The 21,045-nt window shown below is 70.6% G+C and carries 17 protein-coding genes; 11 read left to right on the forward strand and 6 right to left on the reverse strand.

Going from position 1 to position 21,045, the window contains the following annotated elements:
* Positions 1-5: 5 nt before the first annotated feature.
* Complete coding sequence (locus tag ACFQZV_RS06715; protein ID WP_378752068.1) at positions 6-1,109, reverse strand: class I SAM-dependent methyltransferase; 1,104 nt, start codon at positions 1,107-1,109, stop codon at positions 6-8.
* A 77-nt stretch (positions 1,110-1,186) separates the two neighbouring features.
* On the opposite strand from ACFQZV_RS06715, the gene ACFQZV_RS06720 reads away from it, so the two are divergent.
* Together ACFQZV_RS06720 and ACFQZV_RS06725 are read left to right on the forward strand one after the other, a co-directional pair.
* Complete coding sequence (locus tag ACFQZV_RS06720) at positions 1,187-1,651, forward strand: DUF3817 domain-containing protein (RefSeq protein ID WP_378752066.1); 465 nt, start codon at positions 1,187-1,189, stop codon at positions 1,649-1,651.
* Between the two features lie 60 nt (positions 1,652-1,711).
* Entirely contained in the window at positions 1,712-2,581 is an 870-nt protein-coding gene (locus ACFQZV_RS06725; RefSeq protein ID WP_378752065.1) for an LLM class flavin-dependent oxidoreductase, read from the forward strand.
* A 3-nt stretch (positions 2,582-2,584) separates the two neighbouring features.
* On the opposite strand, the gene ACFQZV_RS06730 is transcribed toward ACFQZV_RS06725, so the two are convergent.
* The gene (locus tag ACFQZV_RS06730) at positions 2,585-3,442 is read right to left on the reverse strand and encodes an NYN domain-containing protein (RefSeq protein WP_378752063.1); all 858 of its coding nucleotides are present in this window, start codon (positions 3,440-3,442) and stop codon (positions 2,585-2,587) included.
* An 18-nt stretch (positions 3,443-3,460) separates the two neighbouring features.
* On the reverse strand, positions 3,461-4,450 hold the full coding sequence (locus tag ACFQZV_RS06735) for a Gfo/Idh/MocA family protein (protein WP_378752061.1): 990 nt from the start codon (positions 4,448-4,450) through the stop codon (positions 3,461-3,463).
* A 58-nt stretch (positions 4,451-4,508) separates the two neighbouring features.
* On the opposite strand from ACFQZV_RS06735, the gene ACFQZV_RS06740 reads away from it, so the two are divergent.
* Positions 4,509-5,837 carry a M20/M25/M40 family metallo-hydrolase gene (locus tag ACFQZV_RS06740; RefSeq protein ID WP_378752059.1) on the forward strand — a complete coding sequence of 443 codons (1,329 nt, stop codon included), beginning with the start codon at positions 4,509-4,511 and terminating at the stop codon, positions 5,835-5,837.
* 16 nt (positions 5,838-5,853) lie between these two features.
* Here ACFQZV_RS06740 and ACFQZV_RS06745 read toward each other — a convergent pair whose 3' ends face one another.
* Positions 5,854-6,795, reverse strand: a complete 942-nt coding sequence (locus ACFQZV_RS06745) for a quinone oxidoreductase family protein (protein ID WP_378752057.1) — start codon at positions 6,793-6,795, stop codon at positions 5,854-5,856.
* Between the two features lie 30 nt (positions 6,796-6,825).
* A complete protein-coding gene (hrpA, locus tag ACFQZV_RS06750) occupies positions 6,826-10,770 on the reverse strand; it encodes an ATP-dependent RNA helicase HrpA (protein ID WP_378752055.1) in 3,945 nt (1,314 codons plus the stop codon).
* Between the two features lie 36 nt (positions 10,771-10,806).
* Here hrpA and ACFQZV_RS06755 point away from each other — a divergent pair, with 36 nt between their 5' ends.
* Both ACFQZV_RS06755 and ACFQZV_RS06760 read left to right on the forward strand, forming a co-directional pair.
* On the forward strand, positions 10,807-11,694 hold the full coding sequence (locus tag ACFQZV_RS06755; protein ID WP_378752053.1) for an aldo/keto reductase: 888 nt from the start codon (positions 10,807-10,809) through the stop codon (positions 11,692-11,694).
* Positions 11,695-11,699: 5 nt separating this feature from the next.
* Positions 11,700-13,520 carry a thioredoxin domain-containing protein gene (locus ACFQZV_RS06760; RefSeq protein ID WP_378752051.1) on the forward strand — a complete coding sequence of 607 codons (1,821 nt, stop codon included), beginning with the start codon at positions 11,700-11,702 and terminating at the stop codon, positions 13,518-13,520.
* Positions 13,521-13,525: 5 nt separating this feature from the next.
* Here ACFQZV_RS06760 and ACFQZV_RS06765 read toward each other — a convergent pair whose 3' ends face one another.
* Positions 13,526-14,764, reverse strand: coding sequence for a glutamyl-tRNA reductase (locus ACFQZV_RS06765; RefSeq protein WP_378752049.1), 1,239 nt, complete (start codon positions 14,762-14,764; stop codon positions 13,526-13,528).
* A 64-nt stretch (positions 14,765-14,828) separates the two neighbouring features.
* Between ACFQZV_RS06765 and hemE the strand changes: the two genes are divergently transcribed.
* The 6 genes from hemE to hemL are packed head-to-tail and all read left to right on the forward strand — an operon-like array spanning position 14,829 to position 21,044.
* The gene (gene hemE / locus ACFQZV_RS06770; protein WP_378752047.1) at positions 14,829-15,899 is read left to right on the forward strand and encodes a uroporphyrinogen decarboxylase; all 1,071 of its coding nucleotides are present in this window, start codon (positions 14,829-14,831) and stop codon (positions 15,897-15,899) included.
* Complete coding sequence (locus ACFQZV_RS06775; protein ID WP_378752045.1) at positions 15,889-17,151, forward strand: protoporphyrinogen/coproporphyrinogen oxidase; 1,263 nt, start codon at positions 15,889-15,891, stop codon at positions 17,149-17,151. The genes hemE and ACFQZV_RS06775 overlap by 11 nt, the downstream gene beginning before the upstream one ends.
* Entirely contained in the window at positions 17,148-17,810 is a 663-nt protein-coding gene (gene hemQ / locus ACFQZV_RS06780; protein ID WP_378752043.1) for a hydrogen peroxide-dependent heme synthase, read from the forward strand. Before ACFQZV_RS06775 ends, hemQ begins: the two co-directional genes overlap by 4 nt.
* Complete coding sequence (gene hemC, locus ACFQZV_RS06785) at positions 17,807-18,745, forward strand: hydroxymethylbilane synthase (protein WP_378783292.1); 939 nt, start codon at positions 17,807-17,809, stop codon at positions 18,743-18,745. Before hemQ ends, hemC begins: the two co-directional genes overlap by 4 nt.
* Entirely contained in the window at positions 18,742-19,722 is a 981-nt protein-coding gene (gene hemB, locus ACFQZV_RS06790; RefSeq protein WP_378750403.1) for a porphobilinogen synthase, read from the forward strand. The genes hemC and hemB overlap by 4 nt, the downstream gene beginning before the upstream one ends.
* Positions 19,719-21,044, forward strand: a complete 1,326-nt coding sequence (hemL, locus tag ACFQZV_RS06795) for a glutamate-1-semialdehyde 2,1-aminomutase (RefSeq protein WP_378750401.1) — start codon at positions 19,719-19,721, stop codon at positions 21,042-21,044. The genes hemB and hemL overlap by 4 nt, the downstream gene beginning before the upstream one ends.
* The last annotated feature ends 1 nt before the right edge of the window (position 21,045 follow it).

Below are 21,045 nucleotides of genomic sequence, written 5' to 3' on the forward strand. Positions count from 1 at the left end.
CTGGATCAGCGCCGCGTGGACGCGCTGACGGTGAATTTCGTGTTGCGCGCGACCTGAACGGTCGGTCCGACGAGGCGTTCCAGTGCGGCCGGGTAGCGCAGGCCCGAGTTCCACACGCACAGGAGTTTTCCGCCCGGGCGCAGCACTCGTGCCGCATCCGCGAAGAAACGTGGCGCGAGATCCGGCGTCACCGCTCCTGCCGAATGGAAGGGCGGATTCAACAGGATGAGGTCGGCGCCGGCATCGTCGCGTGATCGCAGGAGGTCATCTTGCACCACCGAGACGCGGTCGGCGACGCCGTTGGCCTCCGCTGTTGCCCGCGCCGAGGCGACGGCCACCGCGGACGCATCGCTGGCGTGGACGCGCGTGCGCGGATGCCGTCGCGCGATGACGGCTGCGACCACGCCGGTGCCGCACGCGAGGTCGATCACCTCGTCGGGCATGTCGTGGGGCAGGTGGTCGAGCAACAGACGCGTGCCGATGTCGATCGAGGTGCCCGCGAAGGCGCCCCCGAACGCGCACACCGTGAGCTCGTCGTGGACGGCCTGGCGCGGCGCGGGGTCCGCACCTGCGCGCGGACCTCGCGCGATGAGCACTCGCGACTTCTGACGGGCATGGGTCACGTCGACGCGCGTGAAGTGCTCGCGCAGCACCTCGTTCATCGCGAGGGTCATGTGTTTGATGCGTCCACCGGCGAACACGACGACCTCGGGGTCGGCGTGGGCGGCGATGAGGCCTGCGATGTCGCGAAGGGCGTCGAGCGAGCGGGGCAGCCGCATCACGACGACCCGTGCATCTCTGACCACATCGGCATCCAGCGGCAGGGACGTGAACCTGCTGTCGAGTCCGACGTGTGACGCGTTGGCGGCGAGAGCCTGCTCGCCGGTGATCGCGTCTTGGTGCACCCGGATGCCGCGCGCACCGCTTGCCGCGCAACCCAGGGTGAGTGCGCCGTAGGAGTCCCCGATCACGACGAGATGCCCGTCGTCGAGCGATTGGCGCGCCGCCGCCGATTCGTCGAGGATGAGCCGGTCGGCGGCGTCGACGGCCGCGAGCCCCGGTGCCTCGATGTCGGGCCGGCGTCGGAGGTCGTCGAGCGAGAACGTCACCGCTCCCACGGTAGTGCGTGGCATACCGCGTCGCTCCGAACACCTAGGCTGGATCGGACCCCCACCCGAGGAGAGCTGTGTTTCGCGCGCCCTTGACCCTGTTCCGTGTGCTGGCGATCGCCGAGGCGATCTCGTGGACTCTCCTGATCACGGGGCTGATCCTGCGGGCCACCGCCGACCTGGCGATCGCGGTGACGATCGGCGGCGGCATCCACGGGTTCGTCTTCCTCTCCTACGGCGCCACGGCGATCCTCGTCGCGAAGAACCAGCGCTGGGGCGTGGGGCCTGCGCTCGTCGCCATCGTCAGCGCGATCATCCCGTACGCGACGATCCCCACTGAGATCTGGCTGCACCGCTCTGGCAGACTCGCGGGTCCGTGGCGGCTCGAGGCGACCGCCGACCCGAGGGATGCCGCCTGGCACGACCGGCTCATGCGCTGGTTCCTGCACCGCCCGTGGGTGCTCGCCGTGCTCATCGCGCTGGCGATCGTCGGTCTCTACGTCGCGCTCCTGATCATCGGCCCTCCCGGCGGACGGCACTAGTCGCGCGAGTCCCCGGTTGGTCGACGCGGCGATGTCGGCGGACTCTGTCAGCATGAGCACATGACCCGCATCGGTGCGATCTTCAACCCCTACACCCACTCTCCCGAGGAGTTCCTGCCCGGGGTGCGTGCCGCTGAACGCGCCGGGGTCGAAGAGGTGTGGATCTGGGAAGACTGCTTTCGCACCTCCGGGTTCGCCGCGGCCGCCGCCGCTCTCGCATCGACCGAGCGCCTGCGGATCGGGATCGGCATCGCTCCGATGCCGTTGCGCAACGTCGCGCTCACGGCGATGGAGATCGCGACCCTGGAGAGATTGTTCCCCGGACGGTTACTGCCGGGCCTGGGACACGGCGTCCTGGACTGGATGGGACAGGTCCACGCGCGGGTCGCTTCTCCGCTCACGCTCATGCGTGAGTACCTCCCGGCGCTGCGGGGGTTGCTCGCCGGCGATGAAGTGTCGACCGAGGGGCGCTACGTCTCGCTCGACGCGGTGCGCCTCGACTACCCACCCGCAACTGTGCCGCGCGTGTACGCAGCTGCTGAAGGTCCGAAGACACTAAGGCTCGCCGGTGCCGTCGCCGACGGCGTCGTGCTCGACAGCAAGCACACGGTCGACGAGGTCGCGCACGCCGTCGCCGCGGTCCGCGAAGGGCGCCGAGAGTCAGGTCGCGGGGGCGAACCGGACGTCGTGGCCTACGTCGTGGCGGCGTTCGGGGCCGACGCCGAGTCCCGCGTACGCACCGATCTGTCGGAGATCTCCGATCCGCTGGAGCGCGCGGTCCATGGCGACCCGGCACGTGTGGCGGAAGGCGTGGCGCGGTTCGCGGCGGCGGGCGTCGACGATGTCGTGCTGCTCCCGCTTTCGCGGCAGGATCCCGCCGAGTTCTCCGCAGCGACCGCTGAAGTCGCTCGCCTCATCGCGGCGGTCTAGCGGTCAGCGGCGCTCGGACGCCAACCGCATCAGCACGATGTTGGAGGACTCGTCCACTTCGGCGACGGCCGGGTGGGCCTTGACGAACTCGGTGAAGCTCTTGTGCCCGAAAGACTTCTCGCTGAACGCCGGATCGAGGCGCTTGATGAGACTCTTCACCTCGGAAGCGTGCTGCCACTGCGCATCGTCTTTGTCGTTCTCCAGGCGCAGCGCACGCTCGAGCAGGTCAGCGCCGGGGTCTTTCGCCTTGCGGCGCGTGCGCGGTGTCGACGTGTCGGTCTTGCCGCTCGTCGGGCGGGTGACGCCGGGGAGCGCGTCATACGAATCGAACTGGTCGCATGCCGCCGCGAGCGACTTGGCGGTGGATCCTGCGACACCCACGCCGATGACGAAGCGTCCGAGGCGCCGGCACCGCTGGGCGAGCGGCACATAGTCGGAGTCGCCGGCGACGATCACGACATGGGTGAGGTCGGGGAGACGAAACATGTCCTCGACGGTGTCGACGGCGAGCCGGATGTCGGCTCCGTTCTTGGCGTAGGCCGCCGCAGGGAACAGCTGCACGAGGTCGACCGCGCGCGCGACGAGCTGCGAGCGGTACTCGGCGTTCACGGGCGCCGACCAGTCGGCGTAGGCGCGGGTGAGGACCAGTGTGCCGAAAGAGGCGGCGTAGTCGATGATCGCGCCCACGTCGATCCGTGCCGCGGCGAGCTTTTCGGCGATGTCGGGGGCGGTGGCGTCTTCGGCGATGCGCTGCCGGTCGCGCGAATAGGCGCTCCGACCGTGCACCCGGTCGTACCAGGACATCACGATGTTGTCGAAGTCGAGGTAGACGGCGACGCGTGCTTGCTGCAGGTCAGGCATGGTCTCAGTCTGGCAGGTTCAGGCCTGCGACTCGGAGGGATATCGCACACCGATGATGTCGCGGATCGTGTCGAGTGCGCGCATGATCTCGACGACCTCGTCCAGCGGCAGGACGTCGCTGTCGGTCGCGCCGGCTGTCACATACCGTTCGGCGGCGAGCGCTTGGTATTGCATACCGCGACCGTCGACCGGTGGGGCGACCGTCTCGCGCACCGTGCCGTCCCGCTCGATCACCCGGAACGACGATGCTGTGTACCAGACGCCCTCGATCTCGATCCGGGCATCCGTACCCACCACGCTCGCGGCGTTGGGACCTGCCGCGCGCGACCCGGAGAGTGTTGTGGCGATCGCGCCGGATTCGTACCCGAAGATCGTCGCGACCTCGGTGTCGGCGCCGGTCTCGCCGAGGGTGGCGGATGCGGCGATCGTGCGCGGCGCGCCGAGTACATCCCACGACAACGAGATCGGGTAGATCGCGAGGTCGAGCAGCGCGCCGCCGCCGAGTTCGAGGGCGTTGATCCGGTGCGCGGGGTCGGCGGGAAGAGGCTGCAGGTGATCGGCGACGAGCGCGCGGACGTCGCCGATCGCGCCGTCGGCGAGGCGTTCGCGCAGGCTCACCATGTGCGGCAGGTAACGCGTCCACATCGCCTCCATGGCGAGCAGGCCCTGGCGTCGCGCGGTGTCGCGCACCGCGATCGCCTCGGCGGCGGTGAGGGTGAACGGCTTCTCGACGAGGACGTGCTTGCCGTGCTCGAGAGCAAGGATCGCCTGTTCGGCGTGGAACGGATGCGGCGTGGCGATGTAGACGATGTCGACACCCGGGTCGTCGACGAGCGCCTCGTACGATCCGTGGACGCGGGCGATCTCGAACTCGGCCGCAAACGTCTCCGCCGCATGGCGGCGGCGTGAGCCCACGGCCGCCAGATCGAGCCCTGCCAGCCGTGCGTCGCGCGCGAAGGCACGGGCGATGCCGCCCGGCCCGAGGATGCCCCATCGAAGTCCGCTCATGATCTCGAGCGTACCGAGCCGGGCCGGGTGGTTTCGACACGGCGGTTAGGCTCGAACCATGGACTCCGCCGTCGATCGCTTCCGTGAACTCCTGCGCATTCCGACCGTTTCGCACGCCGACGAATCCCTCATCGATTTCGGGACGTTCGACGCGCTCCATGAGTCGCTCGAACGGCTCTATCCGCATACGCATCGCGTTCTGGAGCGCGAAGTCATCGATGGGTACTCGCTGCTGTACCGCTGGGCCGGTCGCGGCGACGGCGACCCTGTCGTGCTGATGGCGCACCAAGATGTCGTGCCCGTCATCGAGGAGGAGTGGCACCACGAGCCGTTCGGCGCGGAGATCGTCGGCGAAGGCGCGGACGCCGTGGTCCACGCGCGCGGAACGATCGACGACAAAGGGTCGCTCGTGGCGATCTTCGAGGCGGTCGAGCAGCTCGCCTCCGAGGACTTCGTGCCGGAGAACGACGTCTATCTGGCGTTCGGGCACAACGAGGAAACGGCCGGAGGCGGGGCACGCGCCATCGCCGCCGAACTCGGACGCCGCGGCATCCGACCGGCACTCGTGCTCGATGAGGGGGGCGCGGTCGTCGAGGGCGCGATTCCGGGGGTTGCCGTGCCGACGGCGATGATCGGTGTCGCCGAACGCGGTGTGATGACTCTGACGCTCACGGCCCGAGAAGGTGGAGGCCACGCGTCGACACCGCCGGCGATGCCCGCGACGGCACGTCTGGCGCGCGCCGTCGACAGACTGTGGCGGCACCCGTTCCCGACGCGACTCGCGCCGCCGGTGCGCGCGATGCTTTCGACCGTCGCACCGCACGCGACCGGCCCGCTTCGCCAGGTGCTGTCGACGTTGTCCGTCACCGGGCCCGCCATCGCCGCCGTGCTTGCGAAGATGGGCCCCGAGATGAACGCCGCTGTGCGCACGACTGCGGTCGCGACCGAGCTTTCGGGGGCACCGGGTGAGAACGTGCTCGCGACGGTGGCTCGAGCCGCGGTCAACATCCGGCTGCTCACCGGTGACACCGTCGCGGGGGCGACCGAGCGCGTGCGCCGGGTGGTGGCCGATCCCGAGATCGAGATCGAGGTGCGCCACGCATCCGATCCGTCGCCCGTCTCGCCGTGGCGGGGAGAGGCGTGGCGGACCTTGTCGCGCACCGTCAACGAGACCCTCGGCGAGGACGTCGTGACGACGCCCTACCTGCAGCTCGGGGCGAGTGACAGCCGGTGGTTCACGTCGATCTCGGACAACGTGTACCGCTTCACACCGTTCCTGCTCTCGCGCGAGGAGCGTGACGCGCTGCACTCGCACAACGAACGCATCCGCGTGGACGTCTGGCTGCGGGGGATCGGGTTCTACAAAGCCCTCGTCGCCGCCAGCTGAGTGACGCCGGCGATCGTCACGGCACGAGGACGATTTTGCCGCCCGAGCCCTTCTCGAGGAGTCGGTGGGCCTCGGCCGCCTCGGCGAGGGGAAGCTCGGGACCGAGCTCGACCGAGAACGCACCCGCGGCGAGGAGCGCGAGGGTCACCGGAACCGCCTCGGCACGCCAGGCCAGTTCCTGCGTCGTGAGCGGCGACGGCCCGCCACCCGAGAACGCGCGGATGCCGAGGCCGGCCGCATCCGCCCCGCGCACGAGCGTCGCGATGCGCGTGCGATCGGAGAGCAGTTCGACCGACGCCTGCAGCGCCTCATCGGTGCCGGCGGCGTCGATGATCACGGTGACACCGTCAGGGGCGGTATCGCGCACGCGATCGACGAGGCCGTCGCCGTAGACGACCGGTGTGGCGCCGAGGGCGCGCACACGGTCGAAGCGGCGCTCAGATGACGTCGCGATCACCGTTGCGCCCCACATCACCGCGAACTGGATGATCGCCTGTCCGACCGCGCCGGAGCCGCCGTGGACGAGCAGGGTGTCACCGGCACCCACCGCGAGCGATCGCAGAGCCTGATACGCGGTGCCGGCGGGGATGCCGACGGCAGCGCCCTGGGCGGCAGTCACCGAGGGCGGGCGGGGTGTGACGGTGCGGGCGGGAATGACAAGTTCGGTGCTGTATGCGCCTGTGGCGTTGAAGAAGACGACGGCGTCGCCGGGGCGGAAGCCCTCGACCTCGGCGCCGACTGTGGTGACGACTCCGGCGCCGTCGGCGCCGACGCCGCGCGGACCCATGAGCGGTGCGGATGCGCGCAGCCCCGTGCGCAGCTTTCCGTCGATCGGGTTGACGCCGGCCGCCTCCACTCGGACCACGACCTCGTCGGGTCGCGCCTCCCGCAGGGGTGCGTCGTGAAGGTGCAGCACGTCAGGGCCGCCGAACTCGGTGTACACGATGGATTCCGTCACACCACAGGCCAACCGGAGGGTGCAGGCGGGCTATTCCCGCAGCGCCTTCTGGATGCGCGGAAGCGACACGGGTTCCGCCGTCCCGAGCGCCTGGGCGAACAGGCTCACGCGGTATTCCTCGAGCATCCACCGCACCCGCACGAGGTTCTCCGGCGCGTCGGGCGGGCAGGGGATGGTGCCCCCCGCATCCGTGAACGCGCTCGCGGCACGTTCGAACTCCGTCATCCGCTGCCGATCGCGCCCCGGGCTGTCGGCGAGGCCTGTCACTCGCTCGAGCGCGGCGCGCAGATACCGTGGCAGGTGGGGGAGCCGATCCGCGCCCGTGCGGGCGACGAATCCCGCGAACACCAATCCGGCGACCTGCGCCTTTACGTCGCCGAGCGCCGCCAGCAGCGTCATCGAGTTCTGTCCCTTGACGGCGCGTTCGACGTCGCGCGCGGCGGTGAGGATGCGGGCACTCAGCGAGACCGTCTGGAATAGGTCGTCGACCACGACACCCGAGAGTGTGTCGCGGACCGTCTCGAACACCGCGGCCGTGCGGATGCCGTCCGGAGCGGTACGGGCGATCACTGCATCCGCGACGGCCACGCGGGCGTCTTCGACGAGCGCCTTCGCGGAGGGGTACGGCGACCCCGCCAGGGCGAGCTTCTCTGCCGACGTCAGATGGTCGAGCACGTACGCCGACGGCGACGGCACCGCGAGCAGCAACAGCCTGCGGGCTCCCGCCTTTGTGGCGCGCGCGGCGGCCTCGGGAGTGGACTCGATGCGGAGTGACACCGCGACACCGTCGTCGACGACGGCCGGGTATCCCCGCACGACGCCGCCCGCCACCTTCGTGTCCACGACGGCGGGGAGATCGCCGAACGACCACTCGGTGAGTCCGCGGCGTTCGACGAAGGATGACCCGGTCGCCTCGGTGCGGGGTGGGCGTGGGCCCCGCGCGGCCGGCGACGGCTCGGCGAGCGAGCGCGACACCGCGGCGCGGCTGCGGTCGGCGAGTCGACGTTGCAGCGCGCCGAGGTCGCGGTCCGAGCCCACGTCGCGTCCGCGCCCGTCCACCGCTCGGAACGACATGCGCAGGTGGCCGGGAACCCGGTCGAGATCGAAATCGGCGGCCGTCACCGGCTGATGGGCCACCCGCTGGATGCGAGAGGCGAGCGCGGCGAGCAGGGTGGTCGGCGGCATCCCGTCGTGGGACTCGGGACCCGAGCCGGTCAGTTCGGCCGAGAACGTCGCCGCCCAGTCCGCTGCGGGGACGACGTGGCGTCGGATCGCCTTCGGCAGCGAACGCAGCAGAGCCGTGACGAGCTCGTCACGCATGCCCGGCACCTGCCAGTCGAACCCGTCCGGCCGCAGCTGGGCGAGCAGGGCCAGCGGCACGACCACCGTCACGCCGTCGTCTCGCGCGCCCGGCTCGAAGCGGTAGGCGAGCGAGAGCACCTGGTCACCTTGCGTCCACCGCGCGGGGAAGTCCCTTTCATCGCCGCGGGACGCGTCGTCGACCAGGTCGGCCTCCGACATGTCGAGCAGACGCGGGGTCGACTCGAGGGCGTCACGCCACCACCGTTCAAACGAGCGGGCGTCGAAGACGTCGCGGGGAATGCGCGCGTCGTAGAAACGGAAGACCGCTTCGTCGCCGACGAGGATGTCGCGGCGCCGCTCACGCTCCTCGATCTTCTCCAGGCGACGGCGCAACTCGAGGTTTCGGCGCTCGAACGCGCCCACCCGCTTGTCGCCGGGGGGCTCCCAGTCGCCTTCGACCAGCGCATGGCGCACGAACAGCTCGCGGGCGAGCGGACGGTCGAAACGCGCCAACTGGACACGCCGCTTCGGCACGATCTCGACGCCGAAGAGCGTGACCTTCTCATAGACGGATGCCGCGCCCGCCGAGCGCGACCAGTGCGGCTCGCTGAGACTGCGCTTGGCGAGGTCGCCGGCCAGCGGCTCGGCCCACGCCGGGTCAATCGCAGCCACGGTGCGGGCGAAGAGGCGACTTGTCTCGACGAGTTCGGCGGCCATGACCGCCGCAGGTCGCTTCTTCTTCAGCCCCGAGCCGGGAAAGATCGAGAACCGTGTGCCTCGGGCGCCGAGGTAGTCGGCCGGACGCGGGGCGGAGCGCCCACCGCGAGCGGGCGTGGTCGAGGTGTCGCGCGTGTCGAGCACGCCGATGTGGGAGAGGAGCCCCGACAGGATCGCCCGGTGGATCGCGTCCGGGTCGCTCGCGCTCCCGGCGCCGAGTTGTCGGTCGTGACCCGATTCGGACCGATCGTGCCGACCCCGGGTGGCATCTCGCGATGACGCCCGACCCGAGCCCAGGAGGCTGGTGAGCTGCCGATGCACGTCGGCCCACTCCCGCACCCGCACATAGTTGAGGTGCTCGGTGCGGCACAGACGCCGGAACGCGCTCGAGCCGAGTGCCGCCTGCTGTTCCTGCAGGTGGTTCCAGAGGTTCAGCAGCGACAGGAAGTCGCTCGTCGGGTCGGTGAAGCGGGCGTGGAAGCGGTCGGCCTCCTCGCGACGCTCTTCGGGGCGCTCGCGCACGTCGGGGATCGAGAGCCCCGCCACGATCGCGCGGACCTCGGTGAGTACCCCGGTGCGACGCGCCTCGATGAGCATCCGCGCGAAACGGGGATCGATCGGCAGTCGGGCGATCTCGCGCCCCAGGTCGGTCAGTCGATGCCCGCGTTTCGACGTCGAGCCGCGTTCGCCGGTGACCGCCCCGAGTTCGACGAGCAGGTCGAGCGCCGACCGGACGCCGCGCGAGTCGGGTGGGGTGAGGAACGGAAAGTCCTGGATGTCGCCGAACCCGAGCGCGAGCATCTGCAGGATGACCGAGGCCAGACTCGTGCGCAGGATCTCGGGCTCGGTGAATTCGTCGCGCGTGGCGAAGTCGTCTTCGGCGTACAGGCGGATCGCGACGCCCGGCGCAGTGCGTCCCGCGCGCCCCGAGCGTTGCTGCGCAGACGCCTGCGAGATCGGCTCGATCGGCAGCTGCTGGATCTTGGTGCGGTTGCTGTAGCGCGAGATGCGTGCGGTGCCGGTGTCGACGACGTAGCGGATGCCGGGAACAGTGAGACTCGTCTCGGCGACGTTGGTGCTGAGGATCACCCGGCGTCGCACGCCGGCGATTCTGGAGGGCTCGAACACCCGGTGCTGTTCCGCCGCAGAGAGGCGCCCGTACAGGGGCAACACTTCGGTGGGAGCGGCATCCTTCGCGTACATGCCGCGGACGGCATCCATCGCGTCGCGGATCTCGGCCTCGCCCGGCAGGAACACCAGCACGTCGCCGGCCGGTTCGCGGTCGAGCTCGCGCAGAGCGGCGGTGATGCCGTCCACATCGTCCGCCGAGCCCGAAGCGTCGCCGGGCGCGGGCTCGCGGTAGCGGATCTCGACCGGATGGGTGCGCCCGGAGACCTCGATGATCGGAGCGGGGCGGCCCTCGGCATCCGCGAAGTGAGCTGCAAAGCTCGCGGGGTCGATCGTCGCGCTGGTGATGATCACCTTGAGGTCGGGACGCTGCGGGAGCAGCCGGGTGAGATACCCGATGAGGAAGTCGATGTTGAGTGAGCGCTCGTGGGCCTCGTCGACGATGATCGTGTCGTACCGACGAAGAGTGCGGTCGCGGTGGATTTCGTTGAGCAGGATGCCGTCGGTCATGACCGCGATCCGAGTCTCGGCGCCGACCTTGTCGGTGAAGCGCACCTTGTAGCCGACGGTCGAGCCCAGCGGTACCCGCAGTTCGTCGCTGATGCGTTCGGCGATCGTGCGTGCGGCGATGCGGCGCGGCTGGGTGTGCGCGATGCTCGTGCGGCCGAGCTCCAGACAGATCTTCGGCAGCTGGGTCGTCTTTCCCGACCCGGTGGCTCCCGCGACGATCACGACCTGATGGTCGCGGATCGCGCGCGCGATCTCGTCCCGCGCGGCGCTGACGGGCAGCTCGGGCGGGAACGTGATGACGGGGTCGGGAGCGGACACAGCCTTCCACCTTATCCGGCGGCGTAGGCTCGGGGTATGGCAGGACATCACGCAGACCACCGCGCAGACGTCAAGGCAGAGAAGGCCTCCGACGTCCCCCGTATCGCCCTCAATTCGGGCTACGACATCCCCCAACTCGGATACGGCGTCTTCAAGGTGCCGCCGCAGGAGACCGAGAAGTTCGTCTCCGAGGCGCTCGAGATCGGTTACCGACACATCGACACCGCCGCCATCTACGACAACGAAGAGGGCGTAGGGGCGGCCATCGCCACCAGCGGCATCCCGCGCGACGAGATCTTCCTCACCACCAAGCTCTGGAACGACCGCCAGGCCGGTGACGAACCGCGCGCCGCACTCGAAGAGAGCATCACCAAACTGGGTGTCGACTACGTCGACCTGTACCTCGTGCATTGGCCCGCTCCCGACAACGGCCAGTTCGTCAACGCGTGGCGTCACCTGGCCGCGCTGAGCGAGGGCGACGCAATCCGTTCGATCGGGGTCTCGAACTTCCTCCCCGAGCACCTCGAGAAGATCCACGCCGAAACCGGTGTGCTCCCCGCCGTCAACCAGATCGAGTTGCACCCGGCCTATCAGCAGCGCGACGTCGTCGCCTGGTGCGCCGACCACGGTGTGCACATCGAGGCCTGGGGTCCGCTCGGTCAGGGCAAGTACGACCTGTTCGGCGTGCCCGCCGTCGCCGCCGCAGCCGCGGCGCACCGACACACTCCCGCGCAGGTGGTGTTGCGGTGGCACATCCAGAAGGGCAACATCATCTTCCCGAAGTCGGTCAACCCGCACCGTCTGCGGGAGAACCTCGACATCTTCGGGTTCGCGCTGTCCGAGGCCGAGATGGCTGCGATCGACGCCCTCGATCCGGGCGACGGCTCCGGTCGCGTGAGCGCGCACCCCAGCGAAGTGCACTGACCATCATGGACGACCGGTTGTCGGCGTCGGCGAGCCCGTATCTGCGCGCCCACGCCGACAACCCGGTCGCCTGGTATCCGTGGGGCGACGCCGCGTTCTCCGAAGCCCGCCGCCGCGACGTGCCGGTATTCGTCTCGATCGGATACTCGACCTGTCACTGGTGTCACGTGATGGCACGAGAGTCGTTCTCGGACGCGGCGACCGCCGCCGACCTGGCCGACGGGTTCGTCTCGATCAAAGTCGACCGCGAAGAGCATCCCGATGTCGACGCCGCGTACATGGCGGCCGCGTCCGCCTTCACGCAGAACCTGGGGTGGCCGCTCTCTGTCTTCGTGACGCCCGACGGAAAACCGTTCTATGCCGGAACATACTTTCCACTGGAGCCGAGGCAGGGAATGCCGGCGTTCCGGCAGGTGCTCGCGGCGGTGCGCGAAGCGTGGAGCGAACGACGCGCGCAGATCGACGAGACCGCCACGGCTGTCGTCGATGCCCTCGCCGACGCTCGTGCCGCCGCGGCGCACTCGTCCGCACTGCCCTCCACCGACGATCTCGCGGCGGCTGCGGCGGCGATCGCCGAGCGCGAAGACCCCGAGTTCGGTGGATTCGGGACCGACGGACCGAAGTTCCCCGTCGCGACGAGCCTGACTTTTCTGCAGGCGATGCGTGCGGAGGCGCCGGGCGCGGCGGCCGTGGCGTCACGCGCGTTCTCGGCGATGGCCGATTCGCCGCTGCGCGACAGGATCGACGGGGGCTTCTTCCGTTACGCCACCCGCCGCGACTGGACGGTGCCGCACTACGAGCGCATGTTGATCGACAACGCGCAGCTGCTCGACGTCGCGGTCGTCGAAGGTGCCCACGATGTGGCCCGTGGTATCGCCGCCTTCCTCATCGACGTGTTGCAGCAGCCGGAAGGCGCGTTCGGTGCCGCGCAGGATTCGGAGTCGATCGTCGACGGTCGCCGCAGCGAAGGCGGGTACTACCTCGTCGAGGACCGCACGGAGCTGGTGCCGCCGCGGGTCGACGGGAAGGCCGTCACGGCGTGGAACGGCGTGGCGATCGCTGCGCTTTCCCGGGCGGGGAGCGTGCTCGACGAACCCACCTTCGTGGACGCCGCCGCGCGCGCGGCCGACGCCGTGATCGGCGCCAACACCGCGTCGGACGGTCGTCTCGTGCGCGCATCGTTGGGCGAGATCCCGTCGCGTGCCGCTGCGACGCTGGCCGACTACGGCGATCTCGCCGGCGGGCTGATCGCGCTGGCGGTGGCGTTGGGCCGCCCCGAGCCGGCGTTGCAGGCCCGCGAACTCGTCCGCGCCTGCCTCCGATCCGGCGGCGCACCGGTCGTGCCCGGCGGCGGTGATGCCGTGCTCGCCGCACACGGTCTGGGTGAACCCGATGTCGCCTCCGACGGCGACGAGCCGTCGGGGGTGGCCGCGGTCGCAGACGCCGCCGTCGGGCTGTGGATGCTGGGCGCGGGGGAGGAGTATCGCGCGTTCGCCGTCGACGTCATCGAGCGTCACGCCACCGTGGCGTTGGCCCAACCGTTCGGCCACAGCAGCGTGTTGCGTGTCGCCGCGCGCCTCGCTCGCGCGCCCCGGCAGCTCGTGGTGGTCGCGCGCGACCGAGAAGACCCGCTCGCGCGAGCTTCAGCATCCGTCGCCGCCGATCTCGTGTGCTCGGTCACACCCGAGCAGGCGGACGCCTGGACCGCGGCGGGGTTCTCACTGTTCGCGGGGAAGGCCCTCGTCGATGGGTGCGCCGCCGCGTACGACTGTCACGATTTCACGTGCCGGATGCCGGTCACCGACGCGGGCGCACTCGATCACTGACCCGGTCAAACGGCCGTGAGGCCCTGCCAGCCGCTGCGTTCCTCGCGGACGACCTCGACACCGAAGAGTGTCTCGAGGGCGTTCTCGAATTCGGCGAGGCGTCCGTCGGCGGCGAGTTCGCGAGCGCGCACACTCGGTCCGTGCGCCAGCACGCCGGCGAAGTGGCGCAACGCCGACTCGGTCGCGGCGTCACCTCCGCGCGCATGCAACCGATCGATCTCGGCATCGAGCACCGCTTGGATGTGTCCGCGCACAGCGACGATGGCGGGTCCGGCGGCCTGTTCGGCGGTGAAAGCGTTCGCGGCAGAACCGACGATGTCGGCCGCCCCCATGCCGAGCTCCGGGAGAGTGGCGTGGCGTCCGATGATCTCGAGGTCGAGCAGATCGACGCCCGCGAGGTCGCCGACGGCGCGATCGACGTTGCGCGGCAGGCCGAGGTCGACGATGAGCCGATGACGGTTGTCGGGGATGTCGGCCGAGGTTACGGTGTAGCGCGTGGTGCAGGTGAGGACGATGTCGGCGGCACCGATGGCGTCGCGAAGGTCGCGTTCGGCGCGCACACCGTACTTGGCCGCGAACTGATCGGCACGTCCGGTGGCGGAGAACACACGGATGTCGGCTGCGCCGCGCGCCTGCAGTGCCGCGATCGTCGTGGCCGCGTACTGACCGGTGCCGACGATGAGGACGGGGACCGACGCCCAATCGGCGACGCGCGTGTCGGCCATATCCAGCGCCAGGCGAGCGAGCGAGCGGCCGGCCGCGGCGAGATCCGCGGTTGCCCGCATCTCACGGTTCGCGTGGGCCGCGCGCTGGAAGACCCGTTCCAGCGTCGTGCTCGTGGTGCCCGCACGGCGAGCCGAGACGAGCGCCCGCTGCACCTGGCCGCTGATCTCCTCTTCGCCGACGACCATCGACTCCAGCCCGGCGCTCACGGCGAAGAGATGATGTACGACCTCGTCGCCGGTGAGCGTGGTGGCCGAGGCGCGCAACGCCTCGGCGTCTTCCCCGGCCGCGCCGAAGAGGACGTCGAACACCGCTTCGCGCGCCACGACGGCGCCGCCGGTGAGCGGTTCGTCGATCTCGAGGTAGGCCTCGAACCGGTTGCATGTGGCGAGCACGATCGCCCCGCGCACGAACGAGTGGGTGCCGGTGAGGTCGGCCGCCGTGGAGTCGGTGACGCGGGCGATGCGGTCGAGCACATCGAAATCCGTGTTGCGATGATTCGCCGTCAGACAGAACAGCACCCCGAGAGTCTACCGGCGCGCGTACGTGGCCGGCGCCCCACGCGGCGGGACGTAGCCTTGACGCATGCTCACCGCGCCCGCCTCTCTCGCCTCCGACCACCCGCTGCGCGATGGGCGCACGGCGACGTCCCCGCTCGTGCGCGCGGCACGCGGTGACCGTCCGGCCACGCTGCCGGTCTGGTTCATGCGGCAGGCCGGGCGTTCGCTGCCCGAGTACCGCGAGAGTCGCGCGGGTACCGAGATGCTGGACGCCTGCCTCACCCCTGACCTCGCGTCCGAGATCACTCTCCAGCCCGTGCGGCGCCACGGGGTCGATGCGGCGGTGTTCTTCAGTGACATCGTCGTTCCGGTGCTGCTGGCCGGCGTCGGCGTGCGCATCGTTCCCGGGCGGGGCCCGGTCATCGACGAACCGGTTCGCACCGCGTCCGATGTCCTGGCGTTGCGTCCGATGGAACCGGAAGCGCTCGAGCCGATCACCGAAGCCGTGCGGCTCACCGTCGCAGAGTTGGGCGACACACCGCTCATCGGGTTCGGTGGAGCGCCGTACACCGTCGCGAGCTATCTGGTCGAGGGTGGTCCGTCGAAAGAACAGTTGCGCACGCGCGCGCTCATGCGCACCGATCCGCACACGTGGGCCGCGCTCCTCAACTGGTGCGCGGACGTGACGGGTGCCTTCCTGCAGGCCCAGGTCGCCGCCGGCGCGAGCGTCGTGCAGCTGTTCGACTCGTGGGCGGGATCGCTTTCTCGCGATGACTACGTGCGCCGTGCACTGCCGCACTCGCGTCGCGCAATGGACAGCCTGCGCGGGCTCGACGTCCCTCGCATCCACTTCGGACTCGGGCTCGGCGAGTCGCTCGACGCCGTGCCCCGGGTCGGGGCCGACGTGATCGGCATCGACTGGCGGCTGCCGCTCGACGTCGCCAACCGGCGGCTCGAGGGTGCCTTCCCGCTGCAGGGGAACCTCGACCCGGCGATGCTCACCGCGCCGTGGCACCTCGTGGAGCGTCACGTGCGCGACGTCGTGGAACGCGGTGCAGAAGCACCCGCGCATATCGTCAATCTGGGCCATGGCGTGCCGCCGGACACCGACCCCGACGTGCTCACGCGCATCGTCGAGCTCGTGCATGACCTCTGACGTCCTCGTCATCGGCGGCGGTATCGGCGGCCTCGTCGTCGCCCGACGCCTCGCCGTGGCCGGGCGCCGGGTCACCGTGTTCGAGCGGTCCGACACCCTCGGCGGGCAGGTCGCGCGCGTAGCGGTCGGCGGTCTGATGGTGGATGCCGCGGCCGAATCCTTCGCGACACGCGGCGGCGATGTGGCGCGACTGGCCGCCGAACTCGGCCTCGCCGACCGCATCATCACCCCTTCCGGTTCCGCCGCGTGGGTGTACCGGTCCGACGGCACCGCGGTGCCGCTGCCGGCCACGGGGCTCATGGGCATTCCCGGGGCGCCGTTCGCCCCCGACGTCGTGCGGGCACTCGGTCGCTATGGCGCGCTGCGTGCGGCGATGGACGGCGTGCTCCCCGCCCGTGTCGGTGGTCACGCGACCTCCATCGGCCAGCTCGTCCGTGCACGCATGGGGCGACGCGTGGTCGACCGTCTCGTCGGACCGATCGTGCGCGGCGTCCACTCGACGACCGCCGACGCGCTGCCGCTGGATCGCGTCGCGCCGCGCCTGCAGGAACGCATCGTCGAGCACGGTTCGCTCGCCGGCGCCGTCAGGGCGCTGCGGGCCCAGGCGCCCGCGGGTGCTCAGGTCGCGTCGTTCGACGGAGGCCTCCACACCCTCGTCTCCGCGCTCGTCGACGACGGTGTCCGCCATGGCGCGATCTACCGTACGGGCGCCGAGGTCACCGACATCACCGCGGAGACTGCGGTGGTCGACGGAGAACGTCACCGCGGCACCGTCGTGCGCGCATTCGGTGACCCCGCGCCCGACCGGCGTCGCGTGACGCTCGTGACCCTCGTCGTGGAGGGCGAGGGCTTGGGCGAAGAGCCGCGCGGTACGGGCCTGCTCGTCGCCGACAGGGCTCCCGGCATCCGCGCACGGGCACTCACCCACATGAGCGCGAAGTGGGCGTGGATCCGCGAGGCCGCCGCGCCGCGCCACGTGCTGCGGTTGTCGTACGACGGCGAGCCGGAAGCCCCGGTCGCGCAGGCGCGGGTGGATGCCGCCGCACTCCTCGGCGCGCGCATCGACACCGTGCACGATGCCGCTGTGCTCACCTGGGATCGCGGGGTGGTCGACACTCCCGGCGTGCTCACTGTGGGCGAGAGTAGGGCGGGTACGGGGCTGGCCGCGGTGGTCTCGCATGCCGAACGCGTTGCCGCCGACATCGTCTCGACGTCATCGGACGACGCCGGAAGGGGGAGGATAGAGGGGTGAGTTCCACCGATGTCGCCCCCGCAGCCACCTTCTACACACTCTTCGCGGTCTTCCGTCGTGATCCGCACCCTGCCACAGCGTCGGGGCCGGACTTCGCAACCGCTGCCGCAGCGGTCGCGAGCCTGCGCGGCGTGTACGACGTGTCGGGACTGCGGGCCGACGCCGACATCATGCTCTGGCTCACCGGGGACACCGCGGAGGGATTGCAGGCCGACCTGCGGACGCTGCGACGCACCGCCGAACTGTCGCCGCTGTTGCCGACGTGGAACGCGCTCGGCGTGCACCGTGATGCGGAGTTCAGCCGTGACCACTCGCCGGCCTTCGCCCGCGGACTCGGACCGAAGGGCTGGGTGACGGTGTACCCGTTCGTGCGCAGCTACGAGTGGTACGTGCTTCCGGCGGCCGAGCGAGGTGGCATGCTCGCCGAGCACGGGCTGAAGGGGCGCGAGTTTCCCCAGGTGCAGTCGAACACCGTCGCGAGCTTCGCGCTCGGCGACTACGAGTGGCTGCTCGCCCTCGAAGCCGACGACCCGCTCGAACTCGTCGACCTCATGCGGCACCTGCGCGCGACCGAGGCGCGGCGACACGTGCGCGAGGAAGTCCCGTTCTTCACCGGGCGGCTCATCGAGACGGCCCAGATCGCCGAGGTCGTGCGGTGAGTGTGCTGCGTATCGGCACGCGGGCCAGTGCCCTGGCGATGGCGCAAGCCGGCACCGTCGCGACGAAGCTCCGCGGCGAGCTCGTGCCGATCGTCTCGGAGGGTGATCGCTCGCAGGCCTCCCTTGCCTCTCTGGGCGGCACCGGCGTCTTCGCCGTGGCACTGCGCGAGGCACTCCTCGCGGGAGAGGTCGACGCCGTCGTCCACTCGTTCAAGGACCTGCCCACCGCCCCCGTCGAGGGACTCGTCATCGCTGCGGTACCCCGCCGCGCCGACGCCCGTGACGCCCTCTGCGCCCGCGACGGACTGACGCTGGATCAGCTTCCCGAAGGCGCCCGTGTCGGCACGGGCTCGCCGCGCCGGCGAGCCCAGCTGGCCGCGCGACGCCCCGACCTCGAGATCGTCGACATCCGCGGGAACATCGACACCCGGCTCGGGCGGGTCGGGGTCGCGGACGACGTCGAAGGCGGCGCGGAGCGTGCATTGGATGCGGTCGTCCTCGCTGCAGCCGGGCTCAGCCGGTTGGGGCGGTCCGCAGCGGCCACCGACCTCTTCGACCTCGCCGCCTGGCCGACGGCACCCGCCCAAGGTGCTCTCGCGATCGAGACGCGCGTCGGCGACGAGCGGCTCGCCGCGCGGGCCGACCACCGGGCTTCGCGCGTGGCGGTGGAGGCCGAGCGCGGGGTCCTCGCCCGTCTCGAAGCGGGATGCGCGGCGCCCATCGGTGCGCACGGGTTCATCGAGGACGACATGATCTTCTTGTCGGCGCGCGTGTATCGCCCCGACGGTGGCGACCAGGTGACCGCATCGCACGCCGCGTACACCGCGGACACGACCCCGGCAGAGCTCGCCGCGCGCGTGGCCGACGAACTGCTCTCCGGCGGGGCCGCCGACCTCGCCCCGCTCGGTGGCACCGGTGGGGAGGGAGCGCGATGACCGGATTCCCCGCCGCTCGTCTTCGCCGCCTGCGCGCCACGCCCGCGTGGAGGCGCCTCACGCGCGAGACGCGCGTCGCGCCGTCGCAACTCGTGCTGCCGCTGTTCGTCCGTGAGGGCGCCACCGAACCGGTCCCGATCACCTCGATGCCGGGCGTCGTCCAGCACTCGCTCGACTCGCTCGCCGCCGAGATCCACCGCGCCGCCGAGGCGGGCGTCGGCGGGGTGATGCTCTTCGGCGTTCCCGAACGCAAGGACGCGGTCGGCTCGGGCGCGACCGATCCCGAAGGCATCCTCAACGTCGCCACCCGCCGGGCGGTCGCCGAGGCCGGCGACACGCTCGTCGTGCAGACGGACCTGTGCCTGGACGAGTTCACCGATCACGGCCACTGCGGTGTGCTCGATGCCCGGGGGAGGGTCGACAACGACGCGACCCTCGAGCGCTACCGAGACATGGCCCTCGCGCAGGCGGAGGCGGGATCGCAGTTGCTCGGGCTGTCGGGCATGATGGACGGTCAGACCGCCGTCACGCGCACCGCGCTCGACGGTGCGGGATACGGCGACGTCGCGTTGCTCGCCTACGCGGCCAAGTACGCTTCGGCGTTCTACGGCCCGTTCCGCGAAGCGGTGCAGTCGTCCCTCGAGGGTGATCGCCGCACGTATCAGCTCGACCCCGCGAACCGCCGCGAGGGGGCGCGCGAAGCGGCGCTCGACGTCACAGAAGGCGCCGACGTCGTCATGGTCAAGCCCGCCATGGGCTATCTCGATGTACTCGCCGACACCGCAGCGACCGCTCCTGTGCCGGTGTGGGCATATCAGGTGTCCGGCGAGTACGCGATGATCGAGGCCGCCGCAGCGCACGGATGGATCGACCGGGAGCGCGCCATCGATGAATCGATCATGGGCATCGTGCGTGCCGGTGCCGACGCCGTGCTGACCTATTGGGCTGTCGAAGCCGCCGAGAGGATGACGTCATGACGACGAACGACGAAGCCGCTGCGCGGGCTCGCGCCGTCATACCGGGAGGTGTGAACTCCCCCGTGCGGGCGTTCGGGTCGGTCGGCGGTACCCCAGTGTCGATCGTGTCGGCCCAGGGCGCTCGGGTGCGCGATGTGGGCGGCCGCGAGTACATCGACCTGGTCGCGTCGTGGGGTCCGGCTCTTCTCGGGCACGCCCATCCCGATGTGGTCGCCGCGGTGCAGACAGCTGCGGCTCGCGGCCTGTCGTTCGGGGCGTCCACCCCCGCCGAGACCGAACTCGCCGAGCACGTCATCGCGCGGCTGTCCGTCGGCGACGCTCGCGGCATCGAGCGACTGCGACTGGTGTCCACCGGCACCGAGGCCACCATGACCGCCATCCGTCTCGCACGAGGGGCCACCGGACGCGACGTCATCATCAAGTTCGCCGGCCACTACCACGGCCACTCCGACGGGCTCCTGGCCGAGTCCGGTTCCGGCGTGGCAACGCTCGGTCTTCCCGGCTCGGCCGGTGTTCCCGCCGACATCGCCGCGCTCACCCTGGTACTGCCGTACAACGACCGCGACGCGGTCCTGGCAGCGTTCGAGGCCCACCCGGGCCGCATCGCGGCGATCATCACCGAAGCAGCCGGCGCCAACGCCGGCATCCTCGCCCCGAAGCCGGGATTCAATCGCTTCCTCTCAGAAACCGCCCACGCCCACGGCGCGCTCCTCATCGTCGATGAGGTGCTCACCGGGTTCCGTGTGGGGCCCGCCGGGTGGTGGGGCCTCGAACGCGCCGCAGGAGAGACCTGGACGCCCGACCTTCTCACCTTCGGAAAGGTCATCGGCGGAGGGATGCCACTGGCGGCGATCGGCGGGCGCGCCGAGGTCATGGATCTCCTTGCTCCGCTCGGGCCGGTCTACCAAGCAGGCACGCTCAGCGGCAATCCGCTCGCCGTCGCCGCGGGGATCGCCACGCTGTCGCTGGCCGACGCCGAGGTGTACCAGAGAGTGGATGCCGCGGCATCCGTCGTCTCGAGCGCCCTGTCTCAGGCGCTCGCCGCCGAGGGGGTCGCGCACGTCGTCTCACATGCGGGCAACCTGTTCTCGCTCGCCTTCCGCGAGGGGACGGTTGCCGACTACGACGACGCGCGCGATCAGGAGTCCTGGCGCTACCCGGCGTTCTTCCACGCGATGCTCGACGCCGGGGTGTCTCTGCCGCCGAGCGTCTTCGAGGCTTGGTTCCTCACGGCCGCGCACGACGACGCGGCGCTCGAGCGGATCACCGCCGCTCTCCCTGCGGCGGCCCGTGCCGCAGCGGCGGCGACCCCGCCGGAGTGAG

It is taken from the genome of Microbacterium koreense, assembly GCF_042677105.1.
GTDB classification, from domain to species: domain Bacteria; phylum Actinomycetota; class Actinomycetes; order Actinomycetales; family Microbacteriaceae; genus Microbacterium; species Microbacterium koreense.